The 26,472-nt window shown below is 56.2% G+C and carries 26 protein-coding genes and 1 tRNA gene; 11 read left to right on the forward strand and 16 right to left on the reverse strand.

Features of this window, described 5'->3' with window-relative positions; translation table 11 throughout:
- Positions 1-94 precede the first annotated feature (94 nt).
- From VPX56_RS02305 to aspA, 6 genes are all read right to left on the reverse strand, one after another.
- Positions 95-170 (reverse strand) — tRNA-Phe (locus VPX56_RS02305).
- 117 nt (positions 171-287) lie between these two features.
- A complete protein-coding gene (locus VPX56_RS02310; protein ID WP_263611451.1) occupies positions 288-863 on the reverse strand; it encodes a transcriptional regulator in 576 nt (191 codons plus the stop codon).
- A gap of 49 nt (positions 864-912) precedes the next feature.
- Positions 913-2,622: a protein-disulfide reductase DsbD gene (locus VPX56_RS02315; RefSeq protein WP_326469626.1), complete on the reverse strand. Its 1,710-nt coding sequence runs from the start codon at positions 2,620-2,622 to the stop codon at positions 913-915.
- On the reverse strand, positions 2,598-2,921 hold the full coding sequence (cutA, locus tag VPX56_RS02320; RefSeq protein ID WP_326469628.1) for a divalent cation tolerance protein CutA: 324 nt from the start codon (positions 2,919-2,921) through the stop codon (positions 2,598-2,600). The genes VPX56_RS02315 and cutA overlap by 25 nt, the downstream gene beginning before the upstream one ends.
- 113 nt (positions 2,922-3,034) lie before the next feature.
- Positions 3,035-4,336: an anaerobic C4-dicarboxylate transporter gene (locus tag VPX56_RS02325; RefSeq protein WP_032662382.1), complete on the reverse strand. Its 1,302-nt coding sequence runs from the start codon at positions 4,334-4,336 to the stop codon at positions 3,035-3,037.
- A 117-nt stretch (positions 4,337-4,453) separates the two neighbouring features.
- Complete coding sequence (aspA, locus tag VPX56_RS02330) at positions 4,454-5,890, reverse strand: aspartate ammonia-lyase (RefSeq protein ID WP_131634221.1); 1,437 nt, start codon at positions 5,888-5,890, stop codon at positions 4,454-4,456.
- Positions 5,891-6,225: 335 nt separating this feature from the next.
- On the opposite strand from aspA, the gene VPX56_RS02335 reads away from it, so the two are divergent.
- Positions 6,226-6,690, forward strand: coding sequence for an FxsA family protein (locus VPX56_RS02335; protein ID WP_207389446.1), 465 nt, complete (start codon positions 6,226-6,228; stop codon positions 6,688-6,690).
- Positions 6,691-6,713: 23 nt separating this feature from the next.
- On the opposite strand, the gene yjeH is transcribed toward VPX56_RS02335, so the two are convergent.
- Positions 6,714-7,961, reverse strand: coding sequence for an L-methionine/branched-chain amino acid transporter (gene yjeH / locus VPX56_RS02340; RefSeq protein WP_326469634.1), 1,248 nt, complete (start codon positions 7,959-7,961; stop codon positions 6,714-6,716).
- Between the two features lie 178 nt (positions 7,962-8,139).
- On the opposite strand from yjeH, the gene VPX56_RS02345 reads away from it, so the two are divergent.
- The 3 genes from VPX56_RS02345 to VPX56_RS02355 all read left to right on the forward strand — a co-directional run bounded on the left by VPX56_RS02345 (position 8,140) and on the right by VPX56_RS02355 (position 10,604).
- The gene (locus tag VPX56_RS02345) at positions 8,140-8,433 is read left to right on the forward strand and encodes a co-chaperone GroES (RefSeq protein WP_003855929.1); all 294 of its coding nucleotides are present in this window, start codon (positions 8,140-8,142) and stop codon (positions 8,431-8,433) included.
- Between the two features lie 39 nt (positions 8,434-8,472).
- The gene (groL, locus tag VPX56_RS02350) at positions 8,473-10,116 is read left to right on the forward strand and encodes a chaperonin GroEL (RefSeq protein WP_131634218.1); all 1,644 of its coding nucleotides are present in this window, start codon (positions 8,473-8,475) and stop codon (positions 10,114-10,116) included.
- 134 nt (positions 10,117-10,250) lie between these two features.
- Entirely contained in the window at positions 10,251-10,604 is a 354-nt protein-coding gene (locus VPX56_RS02355) for a DUF4156 domain-containing protein (protein ID WP_010427771.1), read from the forward strand.
- Between the two features lie 47 nt (positions 10,605-10,651).
- On the opposite strand, the gene epmB is transcribed toward VPX56_RS02355, so the two are convergent.
- Positions 10,652-11,680: an EF-P beta-lysylation protein EpmB gene (epmB, locus tag VPX56_RS02360; RefSeq protein WP_326469636.1), complete on the reverse strand. Its 1,029-nt coding sequence runs from the start codon at positions 11,678-11,680 to the stop codon at positions 10,652-10,654.
- Between the two features lie 40 nt (positions 11,681-11,720).
- Here epmB and efp point away from each other — a divergent pair, with 40 nt between their 5' ends.
- The 3 genes from efp to ecnB all read left to right on the forward strand — a co-directional run bounded on the left by efp (position 11,721) and on the right by ecnB (position 12,732).
- The gene (gene efp, locus VPX56_RS02365; protein WP_010427766.1) at positions 11,721-12,287 is read left to right on the forward strand and encodes an elongation factor P; all 567 of its coding nucleotides are present in this window, start codon (positions 11,721-11,723) and stop codon (positions 12,285-12,287) included.
- Positions 12,288-12,345: 58 nt separating this feature from the next.
- Positions 12,346-12,477 carry an entericidin A/B family lipoprotein gene (locus tag VPX56_RS02370; RefSeq protein ID WP_131634216.1) on the forward strand — a complete coding sequence of 44 codons (132 nt, stop codon included), beginning with the start codon at positions 12,346-12,348 and terminating at the stop codon, positions 12,475-12,477.
- 108 nt (positions 12,478-12,585) lie between these two features.
- Positions 12,586-12,732, forward strand: coding sequence for a lipoprotein toxin entericidin B (gene ecnB, locus VPX56_RS02375; protein WP_006178941.1), 147 nt, complete (start codon positions 12,586-12,588; stop codon positions 12,730-12,732).
- A 40-nt stretch (positions 12,733-12,772) separates the two neighbouring features.
- On the opposite strand, the gene VPX56_RS02380 is transcribed toward ecnB, so the two are convergent.
- Entirely contained in the window at positions 12,773-13,372 is a 600-nt protein-coding gene (locus VPX56_RS02380; protein ID WP_326469640.1) for a helix-turn-helix transcriptional regulator, read from the reverse strand.
- Between the two features lie 260 nt (positions 13,373-13,632).
- Here VPX56_RS02380 and sugE point away from each other — a divergent pair, with 260 nt between their 5' ends.
- Positions 13,633-13,950 carry a quaternary ammonium compound efflux SMR transporter SugE gene (gene sugE, locus VPX56_RS02385; protein ID WP_112011979.1) on the forward strand — a complete coding sequence of 106 codons (318 nt, stop codon included), beginning with the start codon at positions 13,633-13,635 and terminating at the stop codon, positions 13,948-13,950.
- On the opposite strand, the gene VPX56_RS02390 is transcribed toward sugE, so the two are convergent.
- Entirely contained in the window at positions 13,947-14,477 is a 531-nt protein-coding gene (locus VPX56_RS02390; protein ID WP_326469642.1) for a lipocalin family protein, read from the reverse strand. The genes sugE and VPX56_RS02390 overlap by 4 nt on opposite strands.
- Positions 14,478-14,636: 159 nt before the next feature.
- Complete coding sequence (gene blaACT / locus VPX56_RS02395) at positions 14,637-15,779, reverse strand: ACT family cephalosporin-hydrolyzing class C beta-lactamase (RefSeq protein WP_326471937.1); 1,143 nt, start codon at positions 15,777-15,779, stop codon at positions 14,637-14,639.
- A gap of 132 nt (positions 15,780-15,911) precedes the next feature.
- On the opposite strand from blaACT, the gene ampR reads away from it, so the two are divergent.
- Entirely contained in the window at positions 15,912-16,787 is an 876-nt protein-coding gene (gene ampR / locus VPX56_RS02400) for a LysR family transcriptional regulator AmpR (protein WP_326469644.1), read from the forward strand.
- Between the two features lie 29 nt (positions 16,788-16,816).
- Here the strand turns inward: ampR and frdD are convergent, their stop codons facing one another.
- The 4 genes from frdD to frdA are packed head-to-tail and all read right to left on the reverse strand — an operon-like array spanning position 16,817 to position 20,110.
- On the reverse strand, positions 16,817-17,176 hold the full coding sequence (gene frdD, locus VPX56_RS02405; protein ID WP_131634211.1) for a fumarate reductase subunit FrdD: 360 nt from the start codon (positions 17,174-17,176) through the stop codon (positions 16,817-16,819).
- Positions 17,177-17,186: 10 nt separating this feature from the next.
- A complete protein-coding gene (gene frdC / locus VPX56_RS02410) occupies positions 17,187-17,582 on the reverse strand; it encodes a fumarate reductase subunit FrdC (RefSeq protein ID WP_326471939.1) in 396 nt (131 codons plus the stop codon).
- A 10-nt stretch (positions 17,583-17,592) separates the two neighbouring features.
- Positions 17,593-18,327, reverse strand: coding sequence for a succinate dehydrogenase/fumarate reductase iron-sulfur subunit (locus VPX56_RS02415; protein WP_023310124.1), 735 nt, complete (start codon positions 18,325-18,327; stop codon positions 17,593-17,595).
- On the reverse strand, positions 18,320-20,110 hold the full coding sequence (gene frdA / locus VPX56_RS02420) for a fumarate reductase (quinol) flavoprotein subunit (RefSeq protein ID WP_326469647.1): 1,791 nt from the start codon (positions 20,108-20,110) through the stop codon (positions 18,320-18,322). Before frdA ends, VPX56_RS02415 begins: the two co-directional genes overlap by 8 nt.
- Before the next feature lie 310 nt (positions 20,111-20,420).
- Between frdA and epmA the strand changes: the two genes are divergently transcribed.
- Both epmA and yjeM read left to right on the forward strand, forming a co-directional pair.
- Positions 20,421-21,398 carry an elongation factor P--(R)-beta-lysine ligase gene (gene epmA / locus VPX56_RS02425; RefSeq protein ID WP_131634208.1) on the forward strand — a complete coding sequence of 326 codons (978 nt, stop codon included), beginning with the start codon at positions 20,421-20,423 and terminating at the stop codon, positions 21,396-21,398.
- 195 nt (positions 21,399-21,593) lie between these two features.
- Complete coding sequence (gene yjeM, locus VPX56_RS02430) at positions 21,594-23,093, forward strand: glutamate/gamma-aminobutyrate family transporter YjeM (protein WP_263611444.1); 1,500 nt, start codon at positions 21,594-21,596, stop codon at positions 23,091-23,093.
- A gap of 37 nt (positions 23,094-23,130) precedes the next feature.
- Here yjeM and mscM read toward each other — a convergent pair whose 3' ends face one another.
- Entirely contained in the window at positions 23,131-26,454 is a 3,324-nt protein-coding gene (gene mscM / locus VPX56_RS02435) for a miniconductance mechanosensitive channel MscM (RefSeq protein WP_131634207.1), read from the reverse strand.
- Between the last annotated feature and the right edge of the window lie 18 nt (positions 26,455-26,472).

The following is a 26,472-nucleotide window of genomic DNA, read 5'->3' on the forward strand; positions in this document are numbered from 1 at the left end:
AAAATGACAACTATTGACCGTAAAAGCAGAAAATTCAATCTCAAGCAAATGCAGAAAAGCAAAAACCCAGCCATAGGCTGGGTTCTCTAAATAGTGGTGCCCGGACTCGGAATCGAACCAAGGACACGGGGATTTTCAATCCCCTGCTCTACCGACTGAGCTATCCGGGCAACGGAGCGCATTAAACCGCAATCGCGCATGATCGTCAACCTTATTTCGGGAAAAGCTGTTCAACTGCTTAACTTTGCGGCAATCTGTCGGTTTCTGCGTCCAAGCGGGATACTGGCTTACGTCAATGCTCCACCCATACGGCATTGCGCAAAGCGCAGAATATCTTCCGCCAGGCGGTGCGCTGTATCTACGTCGGCCTGGCTACGATTTACCAGCATGCGACTCAGGCAACCTTCCAGCACCAGCTCCATCTGTTTAGCAACCATTGCGGGATCATCCACTTCCAGCGTGGTCAGCAGCTCGTGGGTGAAGTCATGCGCCGCCCGTTTTTGCTGATCCGCCAACTGGTGGATAGGATGGCCCGGATCGGGGAAGTATGTGCAGGCGGCGATAAACAAACAGCCCGGATAGCGGTTGTTGCTCACGCATTCGGTCAGGGCGCTATAACGCGCCAGTAACTTCTGCTCCGCAGTCAGTTCCTCATTCAACATCAACTGCCTGCGCCAGACGTCAACCTGTTGGCTGAGATAGCGCAGAGCATCGTAAAGTAATGCTTCTTTATCGGGCCAGAAGCGCATCAGCTCGTCGAGAGGGTAATCGATACGGTCGGCTACCATCTCAAGCGTGGTGCTGGCGATCCCTTGAATCTCAAGCAATTGCAGGGCTTGTCCCAGTACGTCTTCGCGTTGCACGGTTTTCTCCTCCGCTATTCCCAACGGTTTGTCCCGTTTAAAGTGTTGTTTACGGTTGGCGATCGCGCAAATGTGCGCAGAATGTCGCTGCATCCATAAACCCGGTTACGCGCTGCGATGGCTGCTCCTCGCCCCGTTCATTGAAGAACAGGATGGTCGGCAGTCCAAGCACGTTAAGTTGTTTCAGCAGAGCCTTATCCTGCGCGCTGTTAGCGGTAACGTTCGCCTGCAGCAGAACCGTCCCTTTTAACGCGCTTTGCACACGCGGATCGCTAAAGGTGTATTTTTCAAACTCTTTACAGGCCACGCACCAGTCGGCATAGAGATCGAGCATCACCGGTTTGCCTTTCGCCTGCGCCAGCGCGCTATTGAGATCATCCACGTTTTTAATCGGCGTGAAGTTCAGGTGCGCCTGCGTCTGGACAGCTGGCGAACCGAACGCCCAGTCCTGAAGCGGGCGAGCGCTCACCAGCGCGGCAGCCAGCAGGATAATTTGCACCACACGCATCCACGCTTTTCTCGCTCCCAGGCTAACGATGAATGCCCAGGCAAAGAATGCGACGCCGAGCATCGCCCAAAGACGAAGGCCCCAGACGTCACCGATGATACGCTCGAGCAGGAACACCGGCAGCGCCAGGATGACGAAACCAAACGCGGTTTTCACCGTTTCCATCCACGGGCCGCTTTTCGGCAGCAGGCGGTTACCAAACACCGTCGCCAGAATCAGCGGCAGGCCCATGCCCAGCGCGTAGAGGTACAGCGTACCGCCGCCAAGCCACATGTTACCGCTCTGGGCGATATACAGCAGGATAGCGCTCAGCGGCGCGGTAGTGCAGGGTGAGCAAATCAGCCCGGCTATGGCACCCATCGCGAACACGCCGCCTGCAGAGCCGCCCTGCTGGCGATTGCTCATCAGCGCCAGGCGCGTTTGCAGTGAGGAAGGCAGCTGCAGCGTGAACAGGCCAAACATCGACAGCGCCAGCAGGATAAACACGACTGACAGGCCAATGAGCACGTAAGGATGCTGGAGGGCCGCCTGGAACTGCAGTCCGGCTGCGGCTACCACGAGGCCGAGCGCCGTATAGGTAAGCGCCATGCCCTGCACGTAGATGAAGGACAGCAGCAGCGCGCGGGCGGTGGAAAGACGCTGTTTGCCACCCAGCACAATGCCCGAAATGAGCGGGTACATGGGCAGCACGCACGGCGTAAAGGCGATGCCGATACCAATCAGCAAGGCCCACAGCGCTGAGAACGGCAGATCGGAAGCAGCTTCGGCTTCGCCTTCACCCCTCACCCTGGCCCTCTCCCCTGAGGGGAGAGGGGAGGCAGCCGCTTTAACTTCAGTAAGCGGAACGACCTTCGTTTCCGATGGATAGCAGAACCCCGCGTCGGCACAGCCCTGATAGGTCACCGTCAGCGTTGCGCCTTTATCGGCCTGATTCACCGTAACGGGCACGCTTAAGCGCTGGCGATAGATCTCACTCTTGCCGTAGAACTCGTCCTCGTGCCACTCGCCCGCGGGCATCTGCAGTGCGCCGACGTTAGCCTTAGCGGGCGTGATGCTGACCTGTTTGCGGTAGAGGTAATAGCCCTCTTTCACCTGCCAGGTGAGGCTAAGGTCGTGCTGGTTTTGCTGAAAGTCGAAAACGAACGCCTGGTCGGCAGGAATAAAGTTTGAACGGCCGGGCGCGTCAAATAACCCGGCAAAAGCTGACGTGCTGCACAGCAGCAGGATCAGCGTAAGGAAGCGTTGAGCCATGAGAGATAATCGTTATCGCCGTGGACCACTGGCAGCACCAGCAGTTCCGGGGTTTGGTAAGGATGATGAGATTTGAGGCAGTCGAGCAGCGCCTGCTGATTCGCCAGATTGGTTTTAAGCAGCATCTGGACTTCAAACTCCTGCTCCAGCTTGCCTTCCCAGTAATAGAGGGACGTCGCGCCGGGCAGAAGTGTGACGCAGGCAGCCAGTTTTTCGGCCAGCACTTTGGCGGCGAGATCCTGGGCAGAGGCTTCATCAGGGGCGGTACACAGTACGACAACGGCATCTGGCGTGTTCACAAGTCGACCTCCTCATCGCGAAAGTCTTCACTATATCACGCAAGGCGATTGGTCATTAATGAAACGGGCCGCAGAGCGGCCCGATTTTAACTATTTTTACAACGGCTAACGATTTACAGCACAACGCCGCCGATGATAAAGCCGAGAATGACGCAAAGCGAAATCGCCACCACGCCCGGGATCAGGAACGCGTGGTTAAACACGTACTTACCGATGCGCGTTGAGCCGGTGTCATCCATCTCCACCGCCGCCAACAGCGTCGGGTAGGTTGGCAGAACGAACAGGGCAGAAACCGCCGCAAAAGAGGCAATCGCCGTCAGCGGGGTAACGCCCAGCATCAGTGCAGCAGGCATCAGTGCTTTAGTTGTCGCTGCCTGGGAGTAGAGCAGGGTGGCAGCAAAGAACAGTACCACGGCCAGCAGCCACGGATAGTTATGCAGCAGGTCGCCCGCAACGGTCTGGATGTCGCTGATGTGTGCTTTCACGAAGGTATCGCCGAGCCACGCCACGCCCAGCACGCACACGCAGGCGCTCATGCCGGATTTGAAGGTGCTGGCGTTCAACACTTCGCTGGTGTCGATTTTACAGGTGATGCTAATCAGCGTGGCGATGGTCAGCATGAACACGACGATCGCTTCGTTACGCGGCAGGACCGGGTTCTGGATCAGGCCTACGGTGTCGCTGATGGCGGTGGCGTAGAACATGACCGCGACAATACCAATCAGGAACAGCAGCACGGAGCGTTTGGCGTGCGGCTTCAGCTCGAAGACCTGGCTGCCGCGCAGCTTCACTTCACCTTTCGCCAGGCGTTCCTGGTAAACCGGATCGTCCTTCAGCTCCGCGCCGAGGAAGTTACACAGCACGGCGGTGATCATCACGGCAATCAGCGTCACCGGAATACAGATCGCCAGCAGCGTCAGGTAGCTCACGCCCATCGGCTCAAGGATACCGGCGAAGAAGACCACGGCGGCGGAGATTGGCGAAGCGGTGATCGCAATCTGGGATGCTACCACCGCGATAGAAAGCGGGCGAGACGGGCGGATGCCCTGCTCTTTTGCCACTTCGGTGATGACCGGCAGGGTGGAGAACGCCGTGTGGCCCGTCCCGGCGAGAATGGTCATAAACCAGGTCACCAGCGGGGCAAGGAAGGTTATATATTTGGGATGGCGGCGCAACATACGCTCCGCCAGGCTCACCAGGTAGTCCATACCGCCCGCCACCTGCATGGCCGCGATAGCAGCGATAACCGCCATGATGATTTCGATTACGTCAAAAGGGATTGCGCCGGGCTTAATCTGAAAGATAAGGGTAAGAACAAGCACCCCGAGACCGCCGGCAAAACCGATGCCGATCCCCCCGAGTCGTGCGCCCAAATAAATCGCCAACAAGACGATGACGAGTTCTGCTCCAAACATAAGTGCCTTCCTTGTTTATTAACAAGTTGATATTAAATTGTTGTGTAATTGGTAATGCTTAAAAAGAAAAAAGGCACGTCACAAGTGACGTGCCTTTCGGAAGCTTAGCCTGAACTGTTATTGTTCGCTTTCATCGGTATAACGTTTCGCTTTATAAGCCGGATGCATCAGGTTCTGGGCCGAGAAGATATCGTCCAGCTCGGCTTCGGTCAACAATCCTCGCTCAAGAACTACCTCGCGCACGCTCTTACCGGTTTCGGCACAAATCTTCCCGACGATGTCGCCGTTGTGGTGGCCGATGAACGGGTTGAGGTAGGTGACGATCCCGATGGAGTTATACACATAGCCTTCACACACTTCTTTATTCGCGGTGATGCCGTTGATGCATTTCTCCAGCAGGTTGTAGCAGGCGTTGGTCAGGATGTGAATGGATTCAAACATGGCCTGGCCAATGACCGGCTCCATGACGTTCAGCTGGAGCTGACCGGCTTCAGAGGCCATGGTCACGGTGCTGTCGTTGCCAATAACTTTGAAGCAAACCTGGTTCACCACTTCTGGCACCACTGGGTTCACCTTGGCCGGCATGATGGATGAACCGGCCTGCAGTTCAGGCAGGTTGATTTCATTCAGGCCAGCGCGCGGGCCGGAGGAGAGCAGGCGCAGGTCGTTACAGATTTTGGACAGCTTAACCGCCAGACGCTTCAGGGCGCTGTGCACCATGACGTAAGCGCCGCAGTCGGAGGTGGCTTCAATCAGGTCTTCTGCTGGCACTACCGGCAGATTAGACACTTCCGCCAGCTTCTGTACTGCCAGCTGCTGATAGCCGTCCGGCGTGTTCAGACGTGTACCGATGGCGGTAGCGCCCAGGTTCACTTCCAGCAGCAGCTCGGAGGTGCGCAGCATGTTTTTGGTTTCTTCGTTCAGCAGCACGTTAAACGCGTGGAACTCCTGACCGAGGGTCATCGGCACCGCGTCCTGCAGTTGGGTGCGGCCCATCTTCAGGATGTCCTGGAATTCTACCGCCTTGCGCTGGAAGCCATCGCCCAGCTGGTTAATTGCGTCGACCAGTTTCACCACGGAGGCGTAGACCGCAATGCGGAAGCCGGTTGGGTAGGCGTCGTTGGTAGACTGACATTTATTCACGTGGTCGTTCGGGTTGAGATACTGGTATTCACCTTTCTGGTGGCCCATCAGCTCCAGGCCGATGTTTGCCAGCACTTCGTTGGTATTCATGTTGACGGAGGTACCCGCGCCGCCCTGATAGACGTCAACCGGGAACTGATCCATGCACTTGCCGTTGTTCAGCACTTCATCACACGCGGCGATAATCGCATTTGCAGCGCTTTTTGGAATGGTTTGCAGCTCTTTATTCGCTAGTGCTGCCGCTTTCTTCACCATCACCATGCCACGCACAAACTCAGGGATGTCGCTGATTTTGCTGTTGCTGATGTAGAAGTTTTCAATCGCTCTCAGAGTGTGAATACCGTAGTAGGCATCCGCTGGAACTTCCCTGGTACCCAACAAATCTTCTTCGATACGAATGTTGTTTAACATGTGAACCTTCTTTTCAAGCTGCCGATGGATTGTACTAAACACACAGTATATATGTGGTTTTGAATATTTTCTGACCGACGATTATTCCCTCAATCGGCCAGATGTTCGAGATCATATGCTGATGATAGCGAATTGCCGTAAGCTGGATCACTTATTATCGACCCGATTTCATGATAATTATTAATCTGTGAAATGAGTCACCGCTTTAATATTTCCAGAAAAAATATCCGTGCAAACCGATTGAATTTTGGCTAACCGTCTCCATCTCTTACAGACGCGTGACGCGAACACATTCAGACAGGGGCCAGACGGCACCTGCCATACAGGAGATGCCAGTGCGCTGGATACCGTTTATTGCTTTCTTTCTCTATGTTTACATCGAAATCTCGATTTTCATCCAGGTTGCCCACGTGCTGGGCGTCCTGCTGACGCTGGTCCTGGTGATCTTCACCTCCGTCATCGGCATGTCGCTGGTGCGTAATCAGGGTTTCAAAAACTTCCTGTTAATGCAGCAGAAGATGGCCGCAGGCGAAAGCCCGGCAGCCGAGATGATCAAAAGCGTATCGCTGATTATTGCTGGCCTGCTGCTGATTCTGCCGGGCTTTTTCACCGACTTCCTCGGCCTGTTGCTGCTGTTGCCGCCGGTGCAGAAGCACCTGACCATGAAGCTGCTGCCGCATCTGCGTTTTAACCGTATGCCGGGCGGCGGGTTCAGTACCGGCCCGGGAGATACCTTTGAAGGTGAATATCAGCGTAAGGACGATCAGCGCGACCGTTTAGACCACAAGGACGATCGTTGATTTTGTTGCCCGGTGGCGCTTCGCTACCGGGCCTGCGGATTTTGCCGCTTCGGTAAAAATACCCACAGCCCCGCCAGCATGACAATGGCGTACACGCTCTTCCATCCCACCATCGCCAGCAGCAGCAGGCAAAGCACGCCCCCGACGGCAGCCAGCGCTTTATAGCGTCCTTTCAGCAGACGGCAGCCTGCCAGCATACACAGCAGATAAATCATGATGAAAATGCCGTTGGCGTAGACGATCAGCGCATCCAGATTGATATTCAGCCCGTAAATACACAGCGTGCTCAGCACGCAGCAGCCCAGCACGGCATTCAGCGCATTCAGCGGAAGCTGACGTTTAGACAGGCGAGCAAGGCGGCTCTCGGGCTTATACAGCGCCTGGGACCACACCAGACGGGCAAAGCTCTGAATATAGATATTCAGGCTGGCGAAGCAGGCCAGATAGCCGATGACGCAGGCGACCCACAGCGCTTTTACGCCAAATAGCTCAACCACGATGCCCGGCAGCGATGCGGCAGCGGCTTTATCTGCGCCAAACGCGTTGAAATGAAGCACCAGCACGGTACAGGCCCAATAGACCGTACCGGCCAGCAGCAGGCCAATCATCAGCGCTCGTGGGAAATCGCGCTCGGGCTGCTTAAACTCTGACGCCAGATGGGCGAAGGCTTCCAGTCCGACAAAGCACCAGAACATCACCGAAAGCGCGGCGAAAAGCTGCGAATGGTCAACTTCTGCCACCACCGGGAAGGGAATTTCCGCGACGGTAATATCGCCTGCCCACCAGATGGCGGCAATGAGCGCGACAATCAATACGGCAACCAGCGTCTGCAGGTTGGCGCTGGAGCTGGCCCCGCGCGACCCCACCCACCAGACAATCGCCAGCGTACCCAGCTCGGCCAGCAGCAGCTGCTCGTTATGCCAGCCAAACAGCGCCTGCCCAAAGCCGGTGGCGATATGCAACGCCGCAGGCAGGCCAACCGGGATCACGGAGAGAAACAGCCAGCCGGTGACGCGCTCCAGCCGCGGGCCAAATGCCATGCCGACAAAGTGCGCGACGCCGCCGGCGCTGGGGAAATGTCGCCCAAGGATGGCGAAGACGATGGCCACCGGGAAAACCAGCACAATCAAGACCGGCCACGCCCACAGGCTGTTATCGCCTGCCACCAGCGCCGCCAGTGCGGGAACGGCAAATACGCCCGTCCCTAACAAGGAGGTGGAGAGTAAACCAACGCCCTGCGCCAGCCCCAGCTCCTGTTTGAGTCCACTCATTTACATCGTCCTGCGACCATCAAAAGAGAGGCGATGGTAACACTTTCGCAAATTTTTTTTCGATTCCCCCTTGAAGGGGTAAAAAGCTATCCCCATCTCTCAGGGCACTAGTCGGAAAACCGCGTGCGGACCGGCGTCATCCATAACTGATAATGACTTTCTCAAAGGAGAGCTATCAATGAGTATTCGTCCGTTACATGATCGTGTGATCGTCAAACGTAAAGAAGTTGAAACCAAATCTGCTGGCGGCATCGTTCTGACCGGTTCTGCAGCAGCAAAATCAACGCGTGGCGAAATCATCGCTGTCGGTAAGGGCCGCATCCTGGAAAACGGAACTGTGCAGCCGCTGGACGTTAAAGTTGGTGACATCGTAATTTTCAACGATGGCTACGGCGTGAAATCCGAGAAGATCGACAATGAAGAAGTGTTGATCATGTCCGAGAGCGACATTCTGGCAATTGTTGAAGCGTAATTTACGCACGAAACTGTACGAATTTGAGGAACTAAGAACATGGCAGCTAAAGACGTAAAATTCGGTAACGACGCTCGTGTGAAAATGCTCCGCGGCGTAAACGTACTGGCAGACGCAGTTAAAGTGACCCTGGGCCCGAAAGGCCGTAACGTTGTGCTGGACAAATCCTTCGGCGCACCAACCATCACCAAAGATGGTGTTTCTGTAGCACGTGAAATCGAGCTGGAAGACAAGTTCGAAAACATGGGTGCGCAGATGGTGAAAGAAGTGGCCTCTAAAGCGAACGACGCTGCAGGCGACGGTACCACCACCGCGACCGTACTGGCGCAGGCTATCATCACTGAAGGCCTGAAAGCCGTTGCTGCTGGCATGAACCCGATGGATCTGAAACGTGGTATCGACAAAGCTGTCGCATCCGCCGTTGAAGAACTGAAAGCCCTGTCCGTACCGTGCTCTGACTCCAAAGCCATTGCTCAGGTAGGTACTATCTCCGCTAACTCCGACGAAACCGTAGGTAAACTGATCGCTGAAGCGATGGACAAAGTCGGTAAAGAAGGCGTGATCACCGTTGAAGACGGTACCGGTCTGGAAGACGAACTGGACGTAGTAGAAGGTATGCAGTTCGACCGCGGCTACCTGTCCCCGTACTTCATCAACAAGCCAGAGACTGGCGCTGTTGAGCTGGAAAGCCCGTTCATCCTGCTGGCTGACAAGAAAATCTCCAACATCCGCGAAATGCTGCCAGTGCTGGAAGCCGTTGCGAAAGCAGGCAAGCCGCTGGTTATCATCGCCGAAGACGTTGAAGGCGAAGCGCTGGCGACTCTGGTGGTTAACACCATGCGCGGCATCGTGAAAGTGGCTGCGGTTAAAGCACCTGGCTTCGGCGATCGCCGTAAAGCGATGCTGCAGGATATCGCGACTCTGACCGGCGGTACCGTAATCTCTGAAGAGATCGGTATGGAGCTGGAAAAAGCGACCCTGGAAGACCTGGGCCAGGCGAAACGCGTTGTGATCAACAAAGACACCACCACCATCATCGATGGCGTGGGTGAAGAAGCCGCTATTCAGGGCCGCGTGGGTCAGATCCGTAAGCAGATCGAAGAAGCAACTTCCGATTACGACCGTGAAAAACTGCAGGAGCGCGTAGCGAAACTGGCAGGCGGCGTTGCGGTAATCAAAGTCGGTGCTGCGACCGAAGTTGAAATGAAAGAGAAAAAAGCACGCGTTGACGATGCCCTGCACGCGACCCGTGCTGCGGTAGAAGAAGGCGTGGTGGCTGGTGGTGGCGTTGCGCTGGTGCGCGTTGCCGCTAAGCTGGCTAGCCTGACCGCTCAGAACGAAGATCAGAACGTGGGTATCAAAGTTGCGCTGCGCGCAATGGAAGCGCCACTGCGTCAGATCGTGTCCAACGCCGGCGAAGAGCCATCTGTGGTGACCAACAACGTGAAAGCGGGTGAAGGTAACTACGGTTACAACGCTGCAACTGAAGAATACGGCAACATGATCGACTTCGGTATCCTGGACCCAACAAAAGTCACCCGTTCTGCTCTGCAGTATGCGGCGTCTGTAGCTGGCCTGATGATCACCACCGAGTGCATGGTGACCGACCTGCCTAAAGGCGACGCGCCTGACTTAGGTGCTGCAGGTATGGGCGGCATGGGCGGTATGGGCGGCATGATGTAATCGTGCGCTTTACGTCTTAGAAATAAGAAAACCCCCGGGCAGAAATGCTCGGGGGTTTTTCTTTTGGTCATCTTTTAGGTATAAGGTCTACACACGGACAACTACTGTCCAGCTTATTGATACCGAGGAATAACATGCGCGTAAAAGTCTGTGCAGGGATCGTAGGGGCAGCGTTGCTGCTGGCGGGTTGTAGCTCCAGCAATGAACTGTCGGCAGCGGGCCAGGGCGTTCGCTTTGTTGAAGATAAGCCAGGCAGCGAATGCCAGCTGCTAGGCACCGCAACCGGTGAGCAAAGCAACTGGATGTCGGGCCAGCACGGTGAAGAGGGCGGCTCTATGCGCGGCGCGGCGAATGCGCTGCGTAACCAGGCCGCCGCAATGGGTGGCAACGTAATCTACGGCGTGAGCAGCCCAACGCAGGGTATGCTGTCCAGCTTCGTGCCGACCGCCAGCCAGATGAACGGCCAGGTCTACAAGTGCCCGAACTGATTGCCTTTTTCCCTCTCCCTGTGGGAGAGGGGTAGGGTGAGGGGAAACTAGTTCTGCCGCAGCTGCAAATCCAGCGGCGTCTTGCTTGGCTCCCCGCCAATTTCACGTGCCAGCTTCGGCACCATATAGCCTGACACCAGCGTTAACAGTTTGCGCATAATCTGCCGGGCTTCTTCATCCGTCACCATGAAATGCGCTGCGCCCTGAACGCGATCCAGCACGTGCAGGTAGTAAGGCATTACCCCCGCATCAAACAACGCATTGCTCAGATCCGCCAGCACGCGGGCATTATCATTTACGCCGCGCAGCAACACGCTCTGGTTCAGCAGCGTCACGCCAGCCTTACGCAGACGCGACATCCCCGCGCGAAACGCATCGTCAATTTCGTTTGCGTGGTTGATATGGTTCACCAGCAGCACCTGCAAGCGAGACTGCTCCAGGCGCGACGCCAGCCCCTCGGTGATCCGCGCCGGAATAACGATCGGTAAACGGCTGTGAATGCGCAGACGCTTGATGTGGGGAATGGCTTCAAGCTGGGTCAGCAGCCAGTCCAGCTCGTGGTCTTTCGCCATTAGCGGGTCACCGCCGGAAAAAATAATCTCATCCAGCTCGGAATGGGCGGCGATATAGTCCAGTGCGACCTGCCAGTTGCGCTTATTGCCCTGATTGTCGGCATACGGGAAGTGGCGACGGAAGCAATATCGGCAATTTACCGCGCAGCCGCCTTTTACCAGCAGCAGGGCTCGATTGAGGTATTTATGCAGCAACCCTGGCACAACGCTGTTCTGCTCTTCCAGCGGATCGGTGCTGTAGCCCGGCGCGGTCACAAACTCATCTTGTGAGGTAAGCGTTTGTTTTAATAACGGATCGTCAGGGTTGCCTTTTTCCATCCGCGCGACAAACGCACGGGGAACGCGCAGGGCAAAAAGCCGCTTTGCCTCGCGGCCTGCAAGCAACTCCGGGTGCTGTTCGAGGTCTAACAGACGCAGCAATTCATCAGGACTGGTGATTACATCGGCAAGTTGCGATAACCAATCTTCTCTGGACGGGGTGTTTAGGGTTACAATATGCGCCATTTTGTGGCTTAGCTACCAGTTAACAAATTTAGAGGGCCTTATGGCAACGTACTATAGCAACGATTTTCGTGCTGGTCTTAAAATCATGATGGACGGCGAACCGTATGCGGTTGAAGCCAGCGAATTCGTTAAACCAGGTAAAGGCCAGGCATTCGCACGCGTTAAGCTGCGCCGCCTGCTGACCGGCACCCGTGTAGAAAAAACCTTCAAGTCTACTGACTCCGCTGAAGGCGCAGATGTTGTCGATATGAACCTGACTTACCTGTACAACGACGGTGAGTTCTATCACTTCATGAACAACTCTACTTTCGAACAGCTGTCTGCTGACGAGAAAGCAGTAGGCGACAGCGCGAAATGGCTGCTGGATCAGGCTGAGTGCATCGTAACCCTGTGGAACGGCCAGCCTATCGCTGTGACCCCACCAAACTTCGTAGAGCTGGAAATCGTTGAAACCGATCCAGGCCTGAAGGGTGACACCGCAGGTACTGGCGGTAAGCCAGCCAAGCTGTCTACCGGTGCAGTGGTTAAGGTTCCACTGTTCGTACAGACTGGCGAAGTGATTAAAGTGGATACCCGCTCTGGCGAATACGTATCCCGCGTGAAGTAATTTACGTCGTGATTCAAGGCGCAGCGCCTGCTGCGCCTGTTTTTTGCAGGCAGGGATGATGAAACGTACCGTTAAAATTCTGCTTCTGTTAGCGCTCTCCAGCGCGTTCCTTTCTGGGTGTAACACCGCGCGTGGCGTCGGTGAAGATATTCAGGATCTCGGCCATATCATTTCCCACGCGGCCAGCTAAAACCGTCTAATTTTCCTAAAAATCCTTCCTTTTCCGTCAAACGTCGGGATCTTGTCTATTCTTAAGTAGCTATACACAAAACAACTTTGGCTATAAAAGGAAGATATTATGGTTAAGAAAACAATTGCAGCGATCTTTTCTGTTCTGGTGCTCTCTTCAGTACTGACTGCCTGTAATACCACCCGTGGCGTAGGGGAAGATATCTCCGACGGTGGTAGCGCGATTTCCGGTGCAGCGACAAAAGCTCAGAACTAATGATGCATCGACGGTACGGCGCGTGAACGTCACCGTACCGTCAACTCTCCGCGTCCTGCAGGGATAAAAACGGCGAGAAACGTGTATCCATATGAAGTTTCATGCGGATATTTCGTTTGTAGGTATATACCGTTTTTCCGTTAATACACAGGTAATGGGCAATTTTCTTATTGCTTGCGCCATCCATCCAGAGCGTCAATACTTTCTCCTCCTGACGGGTCAGAAGCGGGGCCGCTACGTCCGGGATCTCTACGCTCGCGCGGGAAGTTAATGCATCGTTGATTGCCGTCGCCAGCGCTTCCAGATCGACATTTTTCTGCATTGAGGACCAGATCGGGAACTGCTCAAGGTAGGCTGCTAGCTCATTTTCATTACCCGATTGCAGTAAAATAAAGGGCAATCTTTCGCTGGCATTCATCAGGGAAGTGAGCTGCTGTAAGTGGTGAATATCCTGCCGGAACCCGTGTAGGTCAGCGATAACCAGCGTCGGTTGCCATTGCAGAATATGCTCTCTGGCAAGGATGAGATTATTCAGGGCGGTCACGACAAAGTGCCCCGGGAACAAACCGGAATGATTGAGCCACGCTTCAAACCCCGTACGGGTGAAGTGACATCGGTCAATCAAGAGAATTTTGAACATAATGGATTCGCAGTCGGCTAGTGGTTTGGCTTCCTGCCATCAGAAAGCACATCATCATAGAGAAGTCGGATGAGTGATAAATGCCTGAACTACGCGCCATACTGAGGCTATTTCTTGCCTTAACACATTCAGCATAAAGTGATTGAAAAAAAATCCCGCGCTAACCAAAATATGAGGCGCAATCTGCCTTGCGGGACGACCCGCAAGCGCTTCCTTCATCGGGGACGGCCCCAACTTTTATTTAAGTTAAGGAGCCTGACATGTCCTGGATCGTTCTTTTTATTGCCGGTTTGCTCGAAGTCGTATGGGCAATTGGTCTGAAGTACACCCACGGCTTTACCCGCCTGACGCCCAGCGTCATTACCGTTACGGCAATGATTGTGAGTATTGTTATGCTGTCATGGGCGATGCGTACGTTGCCTGTTGGAACGGCGTATGCCGTCTGGACGGGAATTGGTGCGGTAGGCGCGGCCATTACCGGCATTCTGCTTTTAGGTGAATCTGCGAGCCTGGCGCGTATCGCCAGCCTCGCGCTGATTGTGGCCGGGATTATTGGGCTGAAGCTCAGCACGCATTAATGCGGCTGTTCCACCCAGATTAATTTCGACACATCAAACCCTTGCCGGGTCGCAACGTCCAGCATCTGCTGTTTCATCTCGGGTGAAATGGTCGGTGTACGGGCGAGTATCCACAGGTAGTCGCGATCCGGCCCGCAAATTAACGCGTGACGATACTCTCTGTCGAGCGCGATGACGTTATACCCACCGTAGAATGGCCCAATGAAGGAGACTTTTAGCGCGGCCCGGTTGGTATCGCCGGTAAAATATGCTTTGCCGACCGACTGTTGCCACATTGCCCGGTCCGGGTTGTAGCCTCGATTAACGATCTTAATTCCGCCGTCATCCATTGCGCTGTAGTTTGCTGTGACTTTTTCTAACCCCCGCTCGAATCGATGATCCATACGGGCGATTTCATACCAGGTTCCAAGAAAGCGTTGAGCATCGAAAGGTGTAACGACGGTGACGCCGGGAGGCGGGGTAGGGGAACTGCAGGCAACCACTAAAAACGCGGCTGTCACTGCGGCGATAACAGGCAGAATGCGCATAGGTGTTTCCTTACTGGTTTTTTTTTAAGTGTAGATGACGGCAAGGAAAATGTGGATTACGTGCGCTGTGTTTCGCCGGGTGGCGCTGCGCTTACCCGGCCTGCATAACGCGTGGGTGTCGTAGCCGGGTAAGGCGAAGCCGCCACCCGGCAATGTTTACTACAGAGCGCTCAAAATACGGTACGCCGTCTCAACCCGCGCCGGGTTCGGATAGCTCTTGTTCGCCAGCATCACGATGCCAATCTGCTTCTCCGGAATAAAGGCCACGTAGCCGCCAAACCCGCCTGTTGAACCCGTTTTGTGTACCCATGATGCGTTGACCGGCGGCGCCGGAGGGGTAATTTCTCTCGCAGGCAGCGGTGCCAGCGCCACCTTATTGTCGCTGCCATCGATAACCGTTTTGGCGTCAACCGGCCAGTTGAGCATCTCCCAGCCCAGCCCCTGATACATTGCACCTACGCGCCAGTAGCGCGTTTGCGCCAGCGCGATGCCCTGCTTAAGCGAGGCGCCAGCAGCTTTCTCAGGCGCCATGTTTGCCATTACCCAGCTGGCCATATCCTGCACGTTAGTTTTCACCCCGTAGGCTTCGGCATCCAGCGCGCCTGGCGAAACGTGTACCGCTTTACCGTCACGGTATCCCCACGCGTAGTGCTTTTCTTCCGCCTTCGGCACGTTAATCCAGGTATGCGTCAGCTTCAGCGGCGTAAAGACTCGCTCCGTCATTGCCTGCTCAAACGTCATGCCGGAAGGTTTCACCGCCAGCGCGCCAAACAGGCCGATGCTGGCGTTCGCATACAGCCGCGTAGTGCCCGGCTTCCACTTTGGCTGCCATGTCTGGTAAAAGCGCAGCAGCGATGCGTTATCAGTGACGTCATCCGGCACCTGAAGCGGCAGGCCGCCCGCGGTATAGGTCGCCAGATCAAGCAGGCGAATGCCTTGCCACTGCTTCCCCGTAAGTTCGGGCCAGTATTGGGTGGCCGGCTCGGCCAGCGAAATCTCGCCGCGGGCAATGGCATCGCCGCCCAACACGCCGGTAAACGTTTTACTGATAGAACCCAGTTCGAACAGGGTTTGTGGAGTAACGGGCTTGTTTGCCGCAACGTCGGCTTTTCCGAAGGTAAAGTAGTGCGGCTGGCCCTGATAAATCACGGCTACCGCCATGCCTGGAATACCCTGCGCTTTCATCAGGGGCGTGACGCTACGCTCTACAACATCAGCCAGCTGTTTTTCTGACATCGGCGCGGCAAAACAGGAGTACGAAGCGCCCAGCAGCAGGGCGCAGCAAAGGGATTTTTTCATCATCATTTATCTTCCGTAATAGCAGGTAAAGGGAGTCTCCGGGCCCATCAGACGAGCGTAGTCTGTGGGATTTGACTGTCTCTGACAAACGGTTAAATTTAGCAGTAGCTGTTAATTTTTCTAACGGACGGGCCTATGACGCGCAGCTATATACCCCTTAATTCGCTTCGTGCCTTCGAAGCGGCCGCAAGGCATCTCAGCTTTACGCATGCGGCGATTGAGCTGAACGTGACCCATTCCGCCATCAGCCAGCACGTTAAGGCGCTGGAGCAGCACCTGAACTGTCGGCTGTTCGTGCGCGTTTCGCGCGGGCTTATGTTGACCACCGAAGGCGAGAACCTGCTGCCGGTGCTGAATGATTCGTTCGATCGTATTGCCGGTATGCTGGATCGCTTTGCCAGCCATCGGGCCCAGGAGAAGCTGAAGGTCGGCGTCGTGGGGACGTTTGCCACGGGGATTTTATTCTCCCTGCTGGATGATTTTCGCCGCTGCTACCCGCATATCGATCTTCAGCTTTCTACCCATAACAACCGCGTCGATCCGGCAGCCGAAGGGCTGGATTACACCATTCGCTACGGCGGTGGCGCGTGGCATGGCACCGAGGCGCAGTTTCTTTGCCCTGCGCCGCTGGTGCCCCTGTGCACGCCGGAAATAGCCGCGAGGCTACACGCCTCTGCCGATATCCTGAAGTTTACCCTGCTGCGATCCTATCGACGCGACGAGTGGACGGCGTGGATGCAGGCGGCGGGTGAGCATCCGCCGTCGCCAACGCACCGGGTGATGGTATTTGATTCGTCCGTCACCATGCTTGAGGCTGCTCAGGCGGGCGTGGGAATTGCTATCGCCCCTGTCGATATGTTTACGCATCTGTTGAATAGCGAGCGCATCGTGCAGCCGTTTGCTACGCAGATTGACCTCGGCAGCTACTGGCTGACAAGGCTACAGTCACGGGCAGAAACGCCGGCAATGCGCGAGTTTGCGCAGTGGCTGGTGGGGAAAATGCAGAAATAAAAGGCCCGCCGGGTGGCGGGCCAGATGCGTCAGATAGTGACGACCGCAATCAGCGTCACCACGGTCAGGATGGTTGCCAGACCGTAAAACACCCACTTGCCGTTCGGAACGTGGATTTTTAGATCGTGCATCGCATGGTGAATACGGTGCAGGCCCAGCCACAGCGGCAGGACGATCATCAGGAAGATGAACACGCGACCGATAAAGCTGCTCGCGAAAGCCAACACGCGCTCGTAGCCCAGCGCATCGCCCGGGAACAGCCCCAGCGGCAGCATAATCCCCACCAGCAGAATAATCACTGGCGCGATAATGGCGCTCCACATGCCGCCTGCGCCGAACAGGCCCCAGAAGACCGGCTCGTCAGAGCGTTTTGGATTTGGATTGATCACAGTAGTCTCCTTACCAGAACAGTGCGACAAACAGAATGACCACAGTGGCCACAGCCGTCACCGCCCAAAGCCCTTTAATGACTGGCTCTGGCCCCATTTTCTCGCCTTTAACGATGATGTTCGCCGCTTTTGGCGCCAGCTCAAACCAGGTTTTGGTATGAAGCAGCGCGGCCGCGAGCACGATCAGGTTCAGGACAACGATGATCGGATTTTGCAGGAAACCGACAAAGCTGGCCCAGGTTTCCGGACCGTGTTTGAGGGCGAAAACCCCATACATCAGCTCAAGGCTGAACCAGACAGCCGGAACCGCCGTGCCTTCACGCAGCATATAGAAGCGATAAAACGGCAGCTTCTTCCACCAGGTGGACGGCATTGGCCGCACATAGGCCTTGCGTTTAGTCGTCATCATGCACTCCTTAGCGTGGTTTCAGGGTCGCGATAAGAAAGTCTTTCGAGCTTTCCACTTTACCCTGCTGAATGGCGGCAGCCGGGTCGACGTGCTTTGGACAGACTTCGGAGCAATAGCCCACGAAAGTACAGCTCCAGACGCCGTTCTGGCTGTTAAGCTGCGCCATGCGTTCTTTTTTACCGTGGTCTCGGCTGTCTTCGTTATAGCGGTGCGCCAGGGTAATGGCGGCCGGGCCGATGAACTCCTTGTTCAGGCCAAACTGCGGACACGCGGCGTAGCACAGGCCGCAGTTGATGCAGCCGGAAAACTGATGATACTTCGCCATCTGCGCAGGCGTCTGGGTGTTTGGACCCTGGTCCGGCGTGCGCGGGTTGCCAATGATGTACGGCTTAATGGCTTCCAGACTTTCGATAAAGTGGGTCATGTCGACCACCAGATCGCGCTCAATCGGGAAGTTCCCCAACGCTTCAACCTTGATGCCTTTCGTGTACTCACGCAGGAAGGTTTTACACGCCAGCTTTGGCACCTTGTTGACCATCATGCCGCAGGAGCCGCAGATCGCCATGCGGCAGGACCAGCGGTAGCTCAGGTCTGGCGCCAGGTTATCTTTAATGTAGCCGAGCGCATCCAGCAGAGAGGTTTGCTCGTCATAAGGCACTTCATAGAAAGCGCTGTGCGGTGCGGCGTCCACTTCCGGGTTGTAGCGCACCACTTCGACTTTCATCTTTTGCATCTCAGCCATTCGCCTTCTCCTTCTTCTCGGCGGCTTCTGCTTCTGCACCGTACACGCGTTTCGCCGGTGGCAGCGTGGTGATTTTCACGTCACTGTAGTCCAGACGGGTTGTGCCATCCGCATCGCGCCAGGCGAGGGTGTGTTTCAGGAAATTGACGTCATCACGTTCGGTACAGCCTTCGTCCAGACGCTGGTGGGCCCCACGCGACTCTTTACGCGCCAGCGCCGAGTGGGCCATACATTCCGCCACGTTCAGGCCGTGGCCCAGCTCGATGGTGTAGAGCAGGTCGGTATTGAACACGCTGGAGGTGTCGGTGATACGCACGCGCTTGAAGCGCTCCTGCAGCTCCGCCAGCTTGTCGACGGTTTTCTGCATCAGCTCCGGCGTACGGTAGATACCGCAGCCTTCCTCCATCGACAGACCCATCTCGTCGCGGATCTTCGACCAGTTCTCGTTGCCTTCCTGGTTCACCAGGTCCTTCAGGCGTTTTTCAACGTCTGCGACCTGCGCATCCAGCGCGGCACCGTTGGCTTCGCCCGCCGTTGCGGCACGCTCCATCGCGCGCTCGCCCGCCATGCGGCCAAAGACGACCAGCTCAGCCAGCGAGTTAGAGCCCAGACGGTTCGCGCCGTGGAGGCCTACGGAAGAACATTCACCCACGGCGAACAGACCTTTGATGCGGGTTTCACACTGCTGGTCGGTTTCGATACCGCCCATGGTGTAGTGCGCAGTTGGACGTACCGGAATCGGCTCTTTCACCGGATCGACGCCCACGTAAGCTTTCGCCAGCTCGCAGATGAACGGCAGACGCTCCAGCAGTTTCTTCTCGCCGAGGTGGCGCAGGTCGAGGTGAACCACATCCCCGCGCGGCGTGGAGATGGTGTTGCCCTTGCGCCACTCGTGCCAGAAGGCCTGGGACACTTTGTCGCGCGGGCCGAGCTCCATGTATTTGTTCTTCGGCTCGCCGAGCGGGGTTTCCGGGCCCATGCCGTAATCCTGCAGATAGCGGTAGCCGTTTTTGTTAACCAGAATACCGCCTTCACCGCGGCAGCCTTCCGTCATCAGAATGCCGGAGCCCGGCAGGCCGGTTGGGTGATACTGCACGAACTCCATATCCCGCAGCGGCACGCCGTGGCTCAGCGCCATGCCCATGCCGTCACCGGTAACGATGCCGCCGTTGGTGTTGTAGCGGTACACGCGGCCCGCGCCGCCGGTTGCCATCACCACGGCTTTCGCGCGGATCTGGACAAGCGTGCCTTCCATCATGTTCATCGCCACCAGGCCGCGTGCCTCACCGTCGTCGACCAGAATGTCGAGCACGAAGTGCTCGTCAAAGCGTTGAATTTGTGGGAACTGAAGGGAGGTCTGGAACAGCGTGTGCAGCATGTGGAAGCCGGTCTTATCGGCGGCGAACCAGGTGCGTTCAATCTTCATTCCGCCGAAGCGGCGAACGTTGACGCTGCCGTCCGGACGGCGGCTCCACGGACATCCCCACTGTTCAAGCTGGGTCATTTCCGTTGGGCAATGATGAACGAAGTAGTCAACGACATCCTGTTCGCAAAGCCAGTCGCCCCCTGCAACCGTGTCGTGAAAATGGTATTCGAAGCTGTCATGATCCTGCGCAACGGCGGCGGACCCTCCTTCTGCAGCAACCGTGTGGCTGCGCATCGGATAGACTTTTGAAATCAGTGCGATTTTAGCGTTCGGATTAGCCTGTGCTGCAGCAATCGCAGCACGTAATCCAGCTCCGCCAGCACCTATAACGGCAAGATCGGCTTGAAAAGTTTGCACGACATTCCTCCAGATTTTTGTTTTTCCGCAACGCGTAGAACTAAAGGTAGTTCAGCTGCCCGAACGGACGATTGCGAAAGCGTTTCCACTGCTCCTTTATGGGTAAAAGAGTATAACCGTATGGATGTCGGGGAAATTTGACGTGTTCGATTTTTTTGCTGTTCTGTGCGCTGATTTATCATCGTGATTGATGAATTCCGTCACGTTATTTTTCGTCATGATGAATATGGGGCTTTTACTGCGCAAAATTTGTCTCCGCCACTGCTAACGAGTAGACTTCGTGCCCTTGTCTGAAATCGGAGAAAAACTCATGAGCGAAACGGCCACCTGGCAGCCGAGCGCATCCATCCCAAACCTGCTAAAACGCGCGGCAATCATGGCGGAAATTCGCCGCTTTTTTGCCGATCGCGGCGTCCTGGAGGTGGAAACCCCGTGCATGAGTCAGGCAACGGTAACGGATATTCATCTGGTCCCGTTTGAAACCCGTTTTGTTGGCCCTGGCCATTCTCAGGGTATGAATTTGTATCTGATGACCAGCCCGGAATACCACATGAAGCGCCTGCTGGCGGCGGGCTGTGGCCCGGTGTACCAGCTGTGCCGCAGCTTCCGTAATGAAGAGATGGGCCGTCACCACAACCCGGAATTCACCATGCTGGAGTGGTATCGTCCGCATTACGATATGTACCGCCTGATGAACGAGGTGGACGATTTGCTGCAGCAGGTGCTGGACTGCTCAGAAGCGGAAACACTCTCTTATCAGCAGGCTTTCCAGCGTCATCTGGAAATCGACCCGCTGTCGGCGGACAAAGCCCAGCTGCGTGACGTGGCGGCAAAGCTCGATCTGAGCAACGTGGCGGATACCGAAGAGGACCGCGATACGCTGCTGCAGCTGCTGTTTACCTTTGGCGTGGAACCGCAGATTGGCAAGGATCGTCCAACGTTTGTTTATCATTTCCCGGCAAGCCAGGCCTCGCTGGCGCAGATCAGCACGGAAGATCACCGCGTGGCGGAGCGTTTTGAGGTCTATTACAAAGGCATCGAGCTGGCGAACGGCTTCCACGAGCTGACCGACGCGCGCGAACAGCAGCAGCGTTTTGAGCAGGATAACCGCAAGCGTAATGCCCGCGGCCTGCCCCAGCAGCCGATCGATACCAACCTGCTGGAAGCCTTAAAAGCCGGCCTGCCGGACTGCTCGGGCGTGGCGCTGGGCGTGGATCGTTTGGTGATGCTGGCGCTGAATGCCGAGCAGCTTGGCGACGTGATAGCCTTTACGGTCGATCGCGCCTAAAAAAAGGCCGGGTGGCGCTGCGCTTACCCGGCCTGCCATTCCTGTCAATTAACCTTTCCATTTCCGCACGACAACATTAAAAACTGCCAATTTCTCTATACACAGGCCTTTTTCTTAGTTTGCCTCGCATAGCCACAATTTCTGTCTGGTCATCTGCTACCATCCGCGCAGCTTAATTCTCCTTCGGATGGTTATATGTCTCACTCACTCAAAAAGATGACCCTTACCGGGCTCATCCTGATGATCTTCACGTCAGTTTTTGGCTTCGCCAACAGCCCGTCTGCCTTCTATTTAATGGGCTACAGTGCGACGCCGTTTTATATCGTCTCTGCGCTGTTCTTCTTTATCCCGTTTGCGCTGATGATGGCGGAAATGGGGTCGGCCTATCGGAAAGAAGAGGGCGGCATCTACTCGTGGATGAATAACAGCATTGGCCCGCGCTATGCGTTTATCGGCACCTTTATGTGGTTCTCCTCCTACGTCGTCTGGATGGTGAGCACGGCTGCAAAAGTTTGGGTTCCGTTCTCGACCTTTGTTTTCGGTGCCGATAAAACTCAGGTCTGGTCGCTGGCTGGCCTCAGCTCCACGCAGGTCGTGGGCATTCTGGCAGTGTGCTGGATGGTTGTGGTAACGCTGGTGGCGTCTAAGGGCATCAACAAAATTGCCCGGATCACCGCCGTGGGCGGCATCTCTGTGATGTGCCTGAACCTGGTTCTTCTGCTGGTGAGCATCGCCATTCTGTGCCTGAACGGCGGGCATTTTGCGCAGGAGGTGAATTTCGTTTCATCCCCAAATCCGAGCTATCAGTCTGGCCTTGCCATGCTCTCCTTTGTGGTATTTGCCATCTTTGCCTATGGCGGTATCGAAGCCGTGGGCGGCCTGGTCGATAAGACGGAAAACCCGGAAAAGAATTTTGCCAAAGGGATCATTTTTGCGGCCATTGTTATCTCAATCGGCTATTCACTGGCGATTTTCCTGTGGGGAGTCAGCACCAACTGGCAGCAGGTATTGAGCAATAACACCACCAACCTTGGCAACATCACCTACGTGCTGATGAAAAGCCTGGGAATGACGCTGGGGCAGGCGATGAACCTGACGCCGGATGCAGCGGCGGTGATGGGCGTTTGGTTTGCGCGTATCACCGGACTGTCGATGTTCCTTGCCTATACCGGCGCGTTCTTTACGCTCATCTACTCCCCGCTGAAAGCCATCATTCAGGGCACGCCTAAAGCGCTGTGGCCAGCGCGCATGACGCAGCTGAATACCGCCGGGATGCCCGCTAACGCCATGTGGATGCAGTGTTTGCTGGTCTGCGTATTTATCCTGCTGGTGTCGTTTGGCGGGGATACGGCGTCTGCGTTTTACAACAAGCTGACCCTGATGGCGAACGTGTCAATGACGCTGCCTTACCTTTTCCTGACGCTGGCATTCCCCTTCTTCAAGGCGAAGCAGGATCTGGAGCGTCCGTTTGTGATTTTCAAAACCCGCGTGACAACGCTGCTGGCGACGACGGTGGTGGTGCTGGTGGTCGCATTCGCGAATATCTTTACCGTTATTCAGCCGGTCATTGAGGCAAATGATTGGAACAGCGCGCTGTGGATGGTCGGTGGCCCGATCTTCTTCTCGCTGCTGGCGATGGGGATTTATGAGAATTACCGTCGGCGCTCGACGGCTTTCGCGGTGAACGTCGCGTAGTGAATAAAAAAGCCCTCCCGAATGGGAGGGCTCTGAGCTACAAACTTCCTGCCGAACGTTTACGTCCTGAGGACGAGATCGTCCTTCCCATTTTATTCCCCCCCAGACTTTCCAGACGCATCTGGAACGGTGGGAACGGCATATCAATTCCGTGCTCGCGGAAGCCAGCCAGAATCAGCTGGTGGATCTCATGGCGCAACGGCATACGGTGTCCCATCTCGGCGGCATAGATACGCAGCTCGAAAATCTGAATCCCCTGCTGCAGGTCGACTAGGAACACTTCCGGCGCCGGGTTGTCGATCACCAGCGAGCAGCGCTCTGCCGCGGTATACAGTATCTGCGTCACCTCTTCGCTGTTGGCATCCGACGGCGCCGGTACGGTAAGCACCACGCGCGTGACGGAGTCGGACAGCGACCAGTTGATAAACTGCTCGGTGATGAACGCTTTGTTCGGCACGATGATCTCTTTACGGTCCCAGTCGCTGATGGTGGTGGCGCGGGTGTTGATTTTGGTGACGCTACCGGTCAGATCGCGAATGGTCACCGTGTCGCCAATGCGTATGGGTTTTTCAAACAGGATGATCAGGCCGGAAACGAAGTTGGCGAAGATCTCCTGCAGACCAAAGCCCAGGCCGACGGTCAGGGCCGCGACCAGCCACTGCAGTTTTGACCACTCGATACCAATCATCGAGAAGCCTACCAGCCCCCCAAACAGCATGATCAGATACTTGGTGATTGTGGTAATGGCGTAGCCCGTGCCGGGGGTTAAATCCAGATGCTGCAGGAGCGCTAGCTCAAGCAGCGCCGGGAAGTTTCGCACCAGCTGGGTGGTGATAATCAGTACCAGAATAGCGATCAGCACCGCACCCAGCGTAATCGGCTCCAGGCTTTCAACACCCTGCACCGTCGACGTTACGTCCCACAGCGAAATGTTCTCAAGGAAGCCAAACGCGGAGTGGATCTCCGACCACAGGAAGATCACCGACAGCAGGGCAACCAGCATCAGGATGGAGCGCACCAGCCGCAATGACTGGGTGCTGATAGCATCCAGATCGATTTCGACCTCATCGGCATCCGTTGCCCCTTCCGTACTGTTGACGTGGTTTGGCTCTTCTTCGCCCCGCGCACGCTGGGCGAGAATTTCCGCCCTGCGGTGTTTGGCGCGATCGAACGCCAGGCGGCGACGCTGGATAAGCATTCCACGGCGGATAACATGGTAGATCACCAGCAGCAGGAACCAGATGGCGACGGAGGTCTCCAGGCGCGCCAGCAGCGCCTGCGCCGTCGCCAGATAGCCCACGGCTGCCGCCAGAATCGCGACCAACGGTGCGGAAAGCATCAGGTTCCACAGCAGGCGGTTAAACATGTTATCGCCGCTGCCGGTTTTATCCAGATAGAGCGGTATTCCGGCGCGCTTAAGGCTGAGTTTCACCATCGCCAGCGCGCCGCATATCAACATAAAGCACAGACGCCCCAGCGAGCCGGAGAATTCACGGTCGTTGAGGTTATCAAACATAATCAGCGCCATTATGAGCGGCACAATCAGGCCGATGCTCATCAGGTAGTAACGCATACCGCGCGCGACGCGGCTGCGCGGCCAGCCAAAGTGGGCAACGAACAGGCCGTTAGGACGCGCAAAGGTGGCGCAAATCATCACCACCCACAGCAGCGGTACGGTGGCGGTGACGCCATCGCCAATGGCCACGGCAAGCGGGAAGGGCCAGGCTTCGCGCAGGCCGTATCCCAGCGTCATCCACAGCACCGGCAGCGGTGAGGCCACCAGAATCGACCAGAATACGGTGCGTAGCGTCAGCCAGAAATGGTCCTGCGTCACTTTGCCCACGCGGGCGCTGGAGCGTTCCAGAAAGCGCGTGAAGTGTCTGCGGGAGTAAATGCTGAACCCGACAAGGATCAGCGCCCCCAGCAGCGGGAAGATGGTCTCCTTGCTGGTGATCATCATTACGCTGGCCTGACCCAGCTGGCTGAAGGTGTCGAGTGAAATCAGCCGGCGCAGGTCCTGCACAATCTCTATCGGCCACGAGAAGGTCATTGGACGCACGTCGGACGTCCAGAAGAGGTAACGGTGCGTTGCCTCGTTGACCTCTTTCAGCGCATCCTCCAGCTGGCTGTTCGACACTTTCAGCTTCGTCAGCTCCAGTATCAGCGTATCGCCGCCCTGCAGGAGTGAATTCAGCAGTTCACGCTGGGTACGCAGCTGGGCTTCAAGAATACGGTTTTGCTCAGCGGTGAGCGGCTGACCGTCCGCCTGACGGATCTGGCGGATTTGCGGCTGCTTGTTAAGAAGATCTTCAAAATGCAGGCGCTGAACGCGCAGCTGTGCCATTTCGGTATCTAGCTGCTGCGGCTTCGGCATCTCCGGCAGGCGGGCAACCTGAGCGCGCAACGCTTCGCCGAGAAGGTTGGACGATCCCAGCCACTGTGACTGTTCGCGCAGGGTGTTGAGTGCCTGACGCACCTGCAACGTTTGATTGGTCGCCTGACGCTGCTGGGAGGCCACCAGATCCATGCGCTGCGCCTGCTGGTTCAGCGCGGCAGAAAGTTCGCGGTTAACCCGGAACTGCTCGTTAATCCCGGCAGGCAGGTTTTCGCTGTTTTCTGCGAGCAGTTCTGTACTTTCTAGCGCACGTTCGGCTTCACGCTGGCGCTGGCTGTTCAGCTGATTACGCAGGGCCTGAAGATAGGCATCAAGCTGCTCGCTCTGCTTTTGCGCCAGCTCGGCGCGCATGCGCGACAGCTCCTGACGGTTGTTGGCCGAAAGCTGCGCCAGCTCGAGCTCATCAACCAGCGCTTTAAGTCGGGCGGATTCAGCCTGAATCCCAAGATTTTGCGCCTGGCTTTGTGCTGAATTGCCAGACTGCGTGCCCACGCGACGTTCCACCTCGTTTAGCTGGCGGCGGGCGTCGGTTTGCTGCTGAGGAAGCTGGCTAAGCGAGTCGGCGATTTCACGCGCGCGCTCCTGTTCCTGCTGCGCCAGGCGGCTCTTTTCCAGAAGCTGGCTGCTGACCTGCAGGATCTCCTGGTTTAGCGCATCGGAGGTTAAGCCCGCAGGAACATCGCGCGGTTCGTCGCGCAGGTTATTCAGCTGCGAGCGTAGCGTCTGGGATAATTTTGGGAAGTTGTCGATAACCTGCTGATATTGCTGAGCGCGCTCGAGCGAGCCTTTTCGCTCCTCAAGCGCGTTCAGGGCAGACTGGAGCGACTCGACGGTCTCCGGCTGTGCGGGTTTCGCCGCCTTGGCCTGCTCCAACTCCTGGGTTATCTGTTTGGCGTCGGGGGCTGTCGCTGCGTACGCCCCCATGCTGAGGCACCAGGCCATCAGTAGTACGATAATCGGGCGCACGTCAGCGATCCTTCTGTT

Source organism: Enterobacter wuhouensis, from assembly GCF_035835995.1.
Taxonomy (GTDB): Bacteria; Pseudomonadota; Gammaproteobacteria; order Enterobacterales; family Enterobacteriaceae; genus Enterobacter; species Enterobacter wuhouensis.

Bases quoted from the DNA above. Each gene is read 5' to 3' on its own strand.
- VPX56_RS02325 (WP_032662382.1), bottom strand. From the start codon at position 4,336: ATGTTTGGAGCAGAACTCGTCATCGTCTTGTTGGCGATTTATTTGGGC.
- ampR (WP_326469644.1), top strand. From the start codon at position 15,912: ATGACGCGCAGCTATATACCCCTTAATTCGCTTCGTGCCTTCGAAGCG.
- VPX56_RS02315 (WP_326469626.1), bottom strand. From the start codon at position 2,622: ATGGCTCAACGCTTCCTTACGCTGATCCTGCTGCTGTGCAGCACGTCA.
- VPX56_RS02390 (WP_326469642.1), bottom strand. From the start codon at position 14,477: ATGCGCATTCTGCCTGTTATCGCCGCAGTGACAGCCGCGTTTTTAGTG.
- blaACT (WP_326471937.1), bottom strand. From the start codon at position 15,779: ATGATGAAAAAATCCCTTTGCTGCGCCCTGCTGCTGGGCGCTTCGTAC.
- ecnB (WP_006178941.1), top strand. From the start codon at position 12,586: ATGGTTAAGAAAACAATTGCAGCGATCTTTTCTGTTCTGGTGCTCTCT.
- groL (WP_131634218.1), top strand. From the start codon at position 8,473: ATGGCAGCTAAAGACGTAAAATTCGGTAACGACGCTCGTGTGAAAATG.
- VPX56_RS02380 (WP_326469640.1), bottom strand. From the start codon at position 13,372: ATGTTCAAAATTCTCTTGATTGACCGATGTCACTTCACCCGTACGGGG.
- efp (WP_010427766.1), top strand. From the start codon at position 11,721: ATGGCAACGTACTATAGCAACGATTTTCGTGCTGGTCTTAAAATCATG.
- VPX56_RS02355 (WP_010427771.1), top strand. From the start codon at position 10,251: ATGCGCGTAAAAGTCTGTGCAGGGATCGTAGGGGCAGCGTTGCTGCTG.
- VPX56_RS02415 (WP_023310124.1), bottom strand. From the start codon at position 18,327: ATGGCTGAGATGCAAAAGATGAAAGTCGAAGTGGTGCGCTACAACCCG.
- yjeH (WP_326469634.1), bottom strand. From the start codon at position 7,961: ATGAGTGGACTCAAACAGGAGCTGGGGCTGGCGCAGGGCGTTGGTTTA.
- sugE (WP_112011979.1), top strand. From the start codon at position 13,633: ATGTCCTGGATCGTTCTTTTTATTGCCGGTTTGCTCGAAGTCGTATGG.
- VPX56_RS02370 (WP_131634216.1), top strand. From the start codon at position 12,346: ATGAAACGTACCGTTAAAATTCTGCTTCTGTTAGCGCTCTCCAGCGCG.
- yjeM (WP_263611444.1), top strand. From the start codon at position 21,594: ATGTCTCACTCACTCAAAAAGATGACCCTTACCGGGCTCATCCTGATG.
- aspA (WP_131634221.1), bottom strand. From the start codon at position 5,890: ATGTTAAACAACATTCGTATCGAAGAAGATTTGTTGGGTACCAGGGAA.
- frdC (WP_326471939.1), bottom strand. From the start codon at position 17,582: ATGACGACTAAACGCAAGGCCTATGTGCGGCCAATGCCGTCCACCTGG.
- VPX56_RS02345 (WP_003855929.1), top strand. From the start codon at position 8,140: ATGAGTATTCGTCCGTTACATGATCGTGTGATCGTCAAACGTAAAGAA.
- epmB (WP_326469636.1), bottom strand. From the start codon at position 11,680: ATGGCGCATATTGTAACCCTAAACACCCCGTCCAGAGAAGATTGGTTA.
- epmA (WP_131634208.1), top strand. From the start codon at position 20,421: ATGAGCGAAACGGCCACCTGGCAGCCGAGCGCATCCATCCCAAACCTG.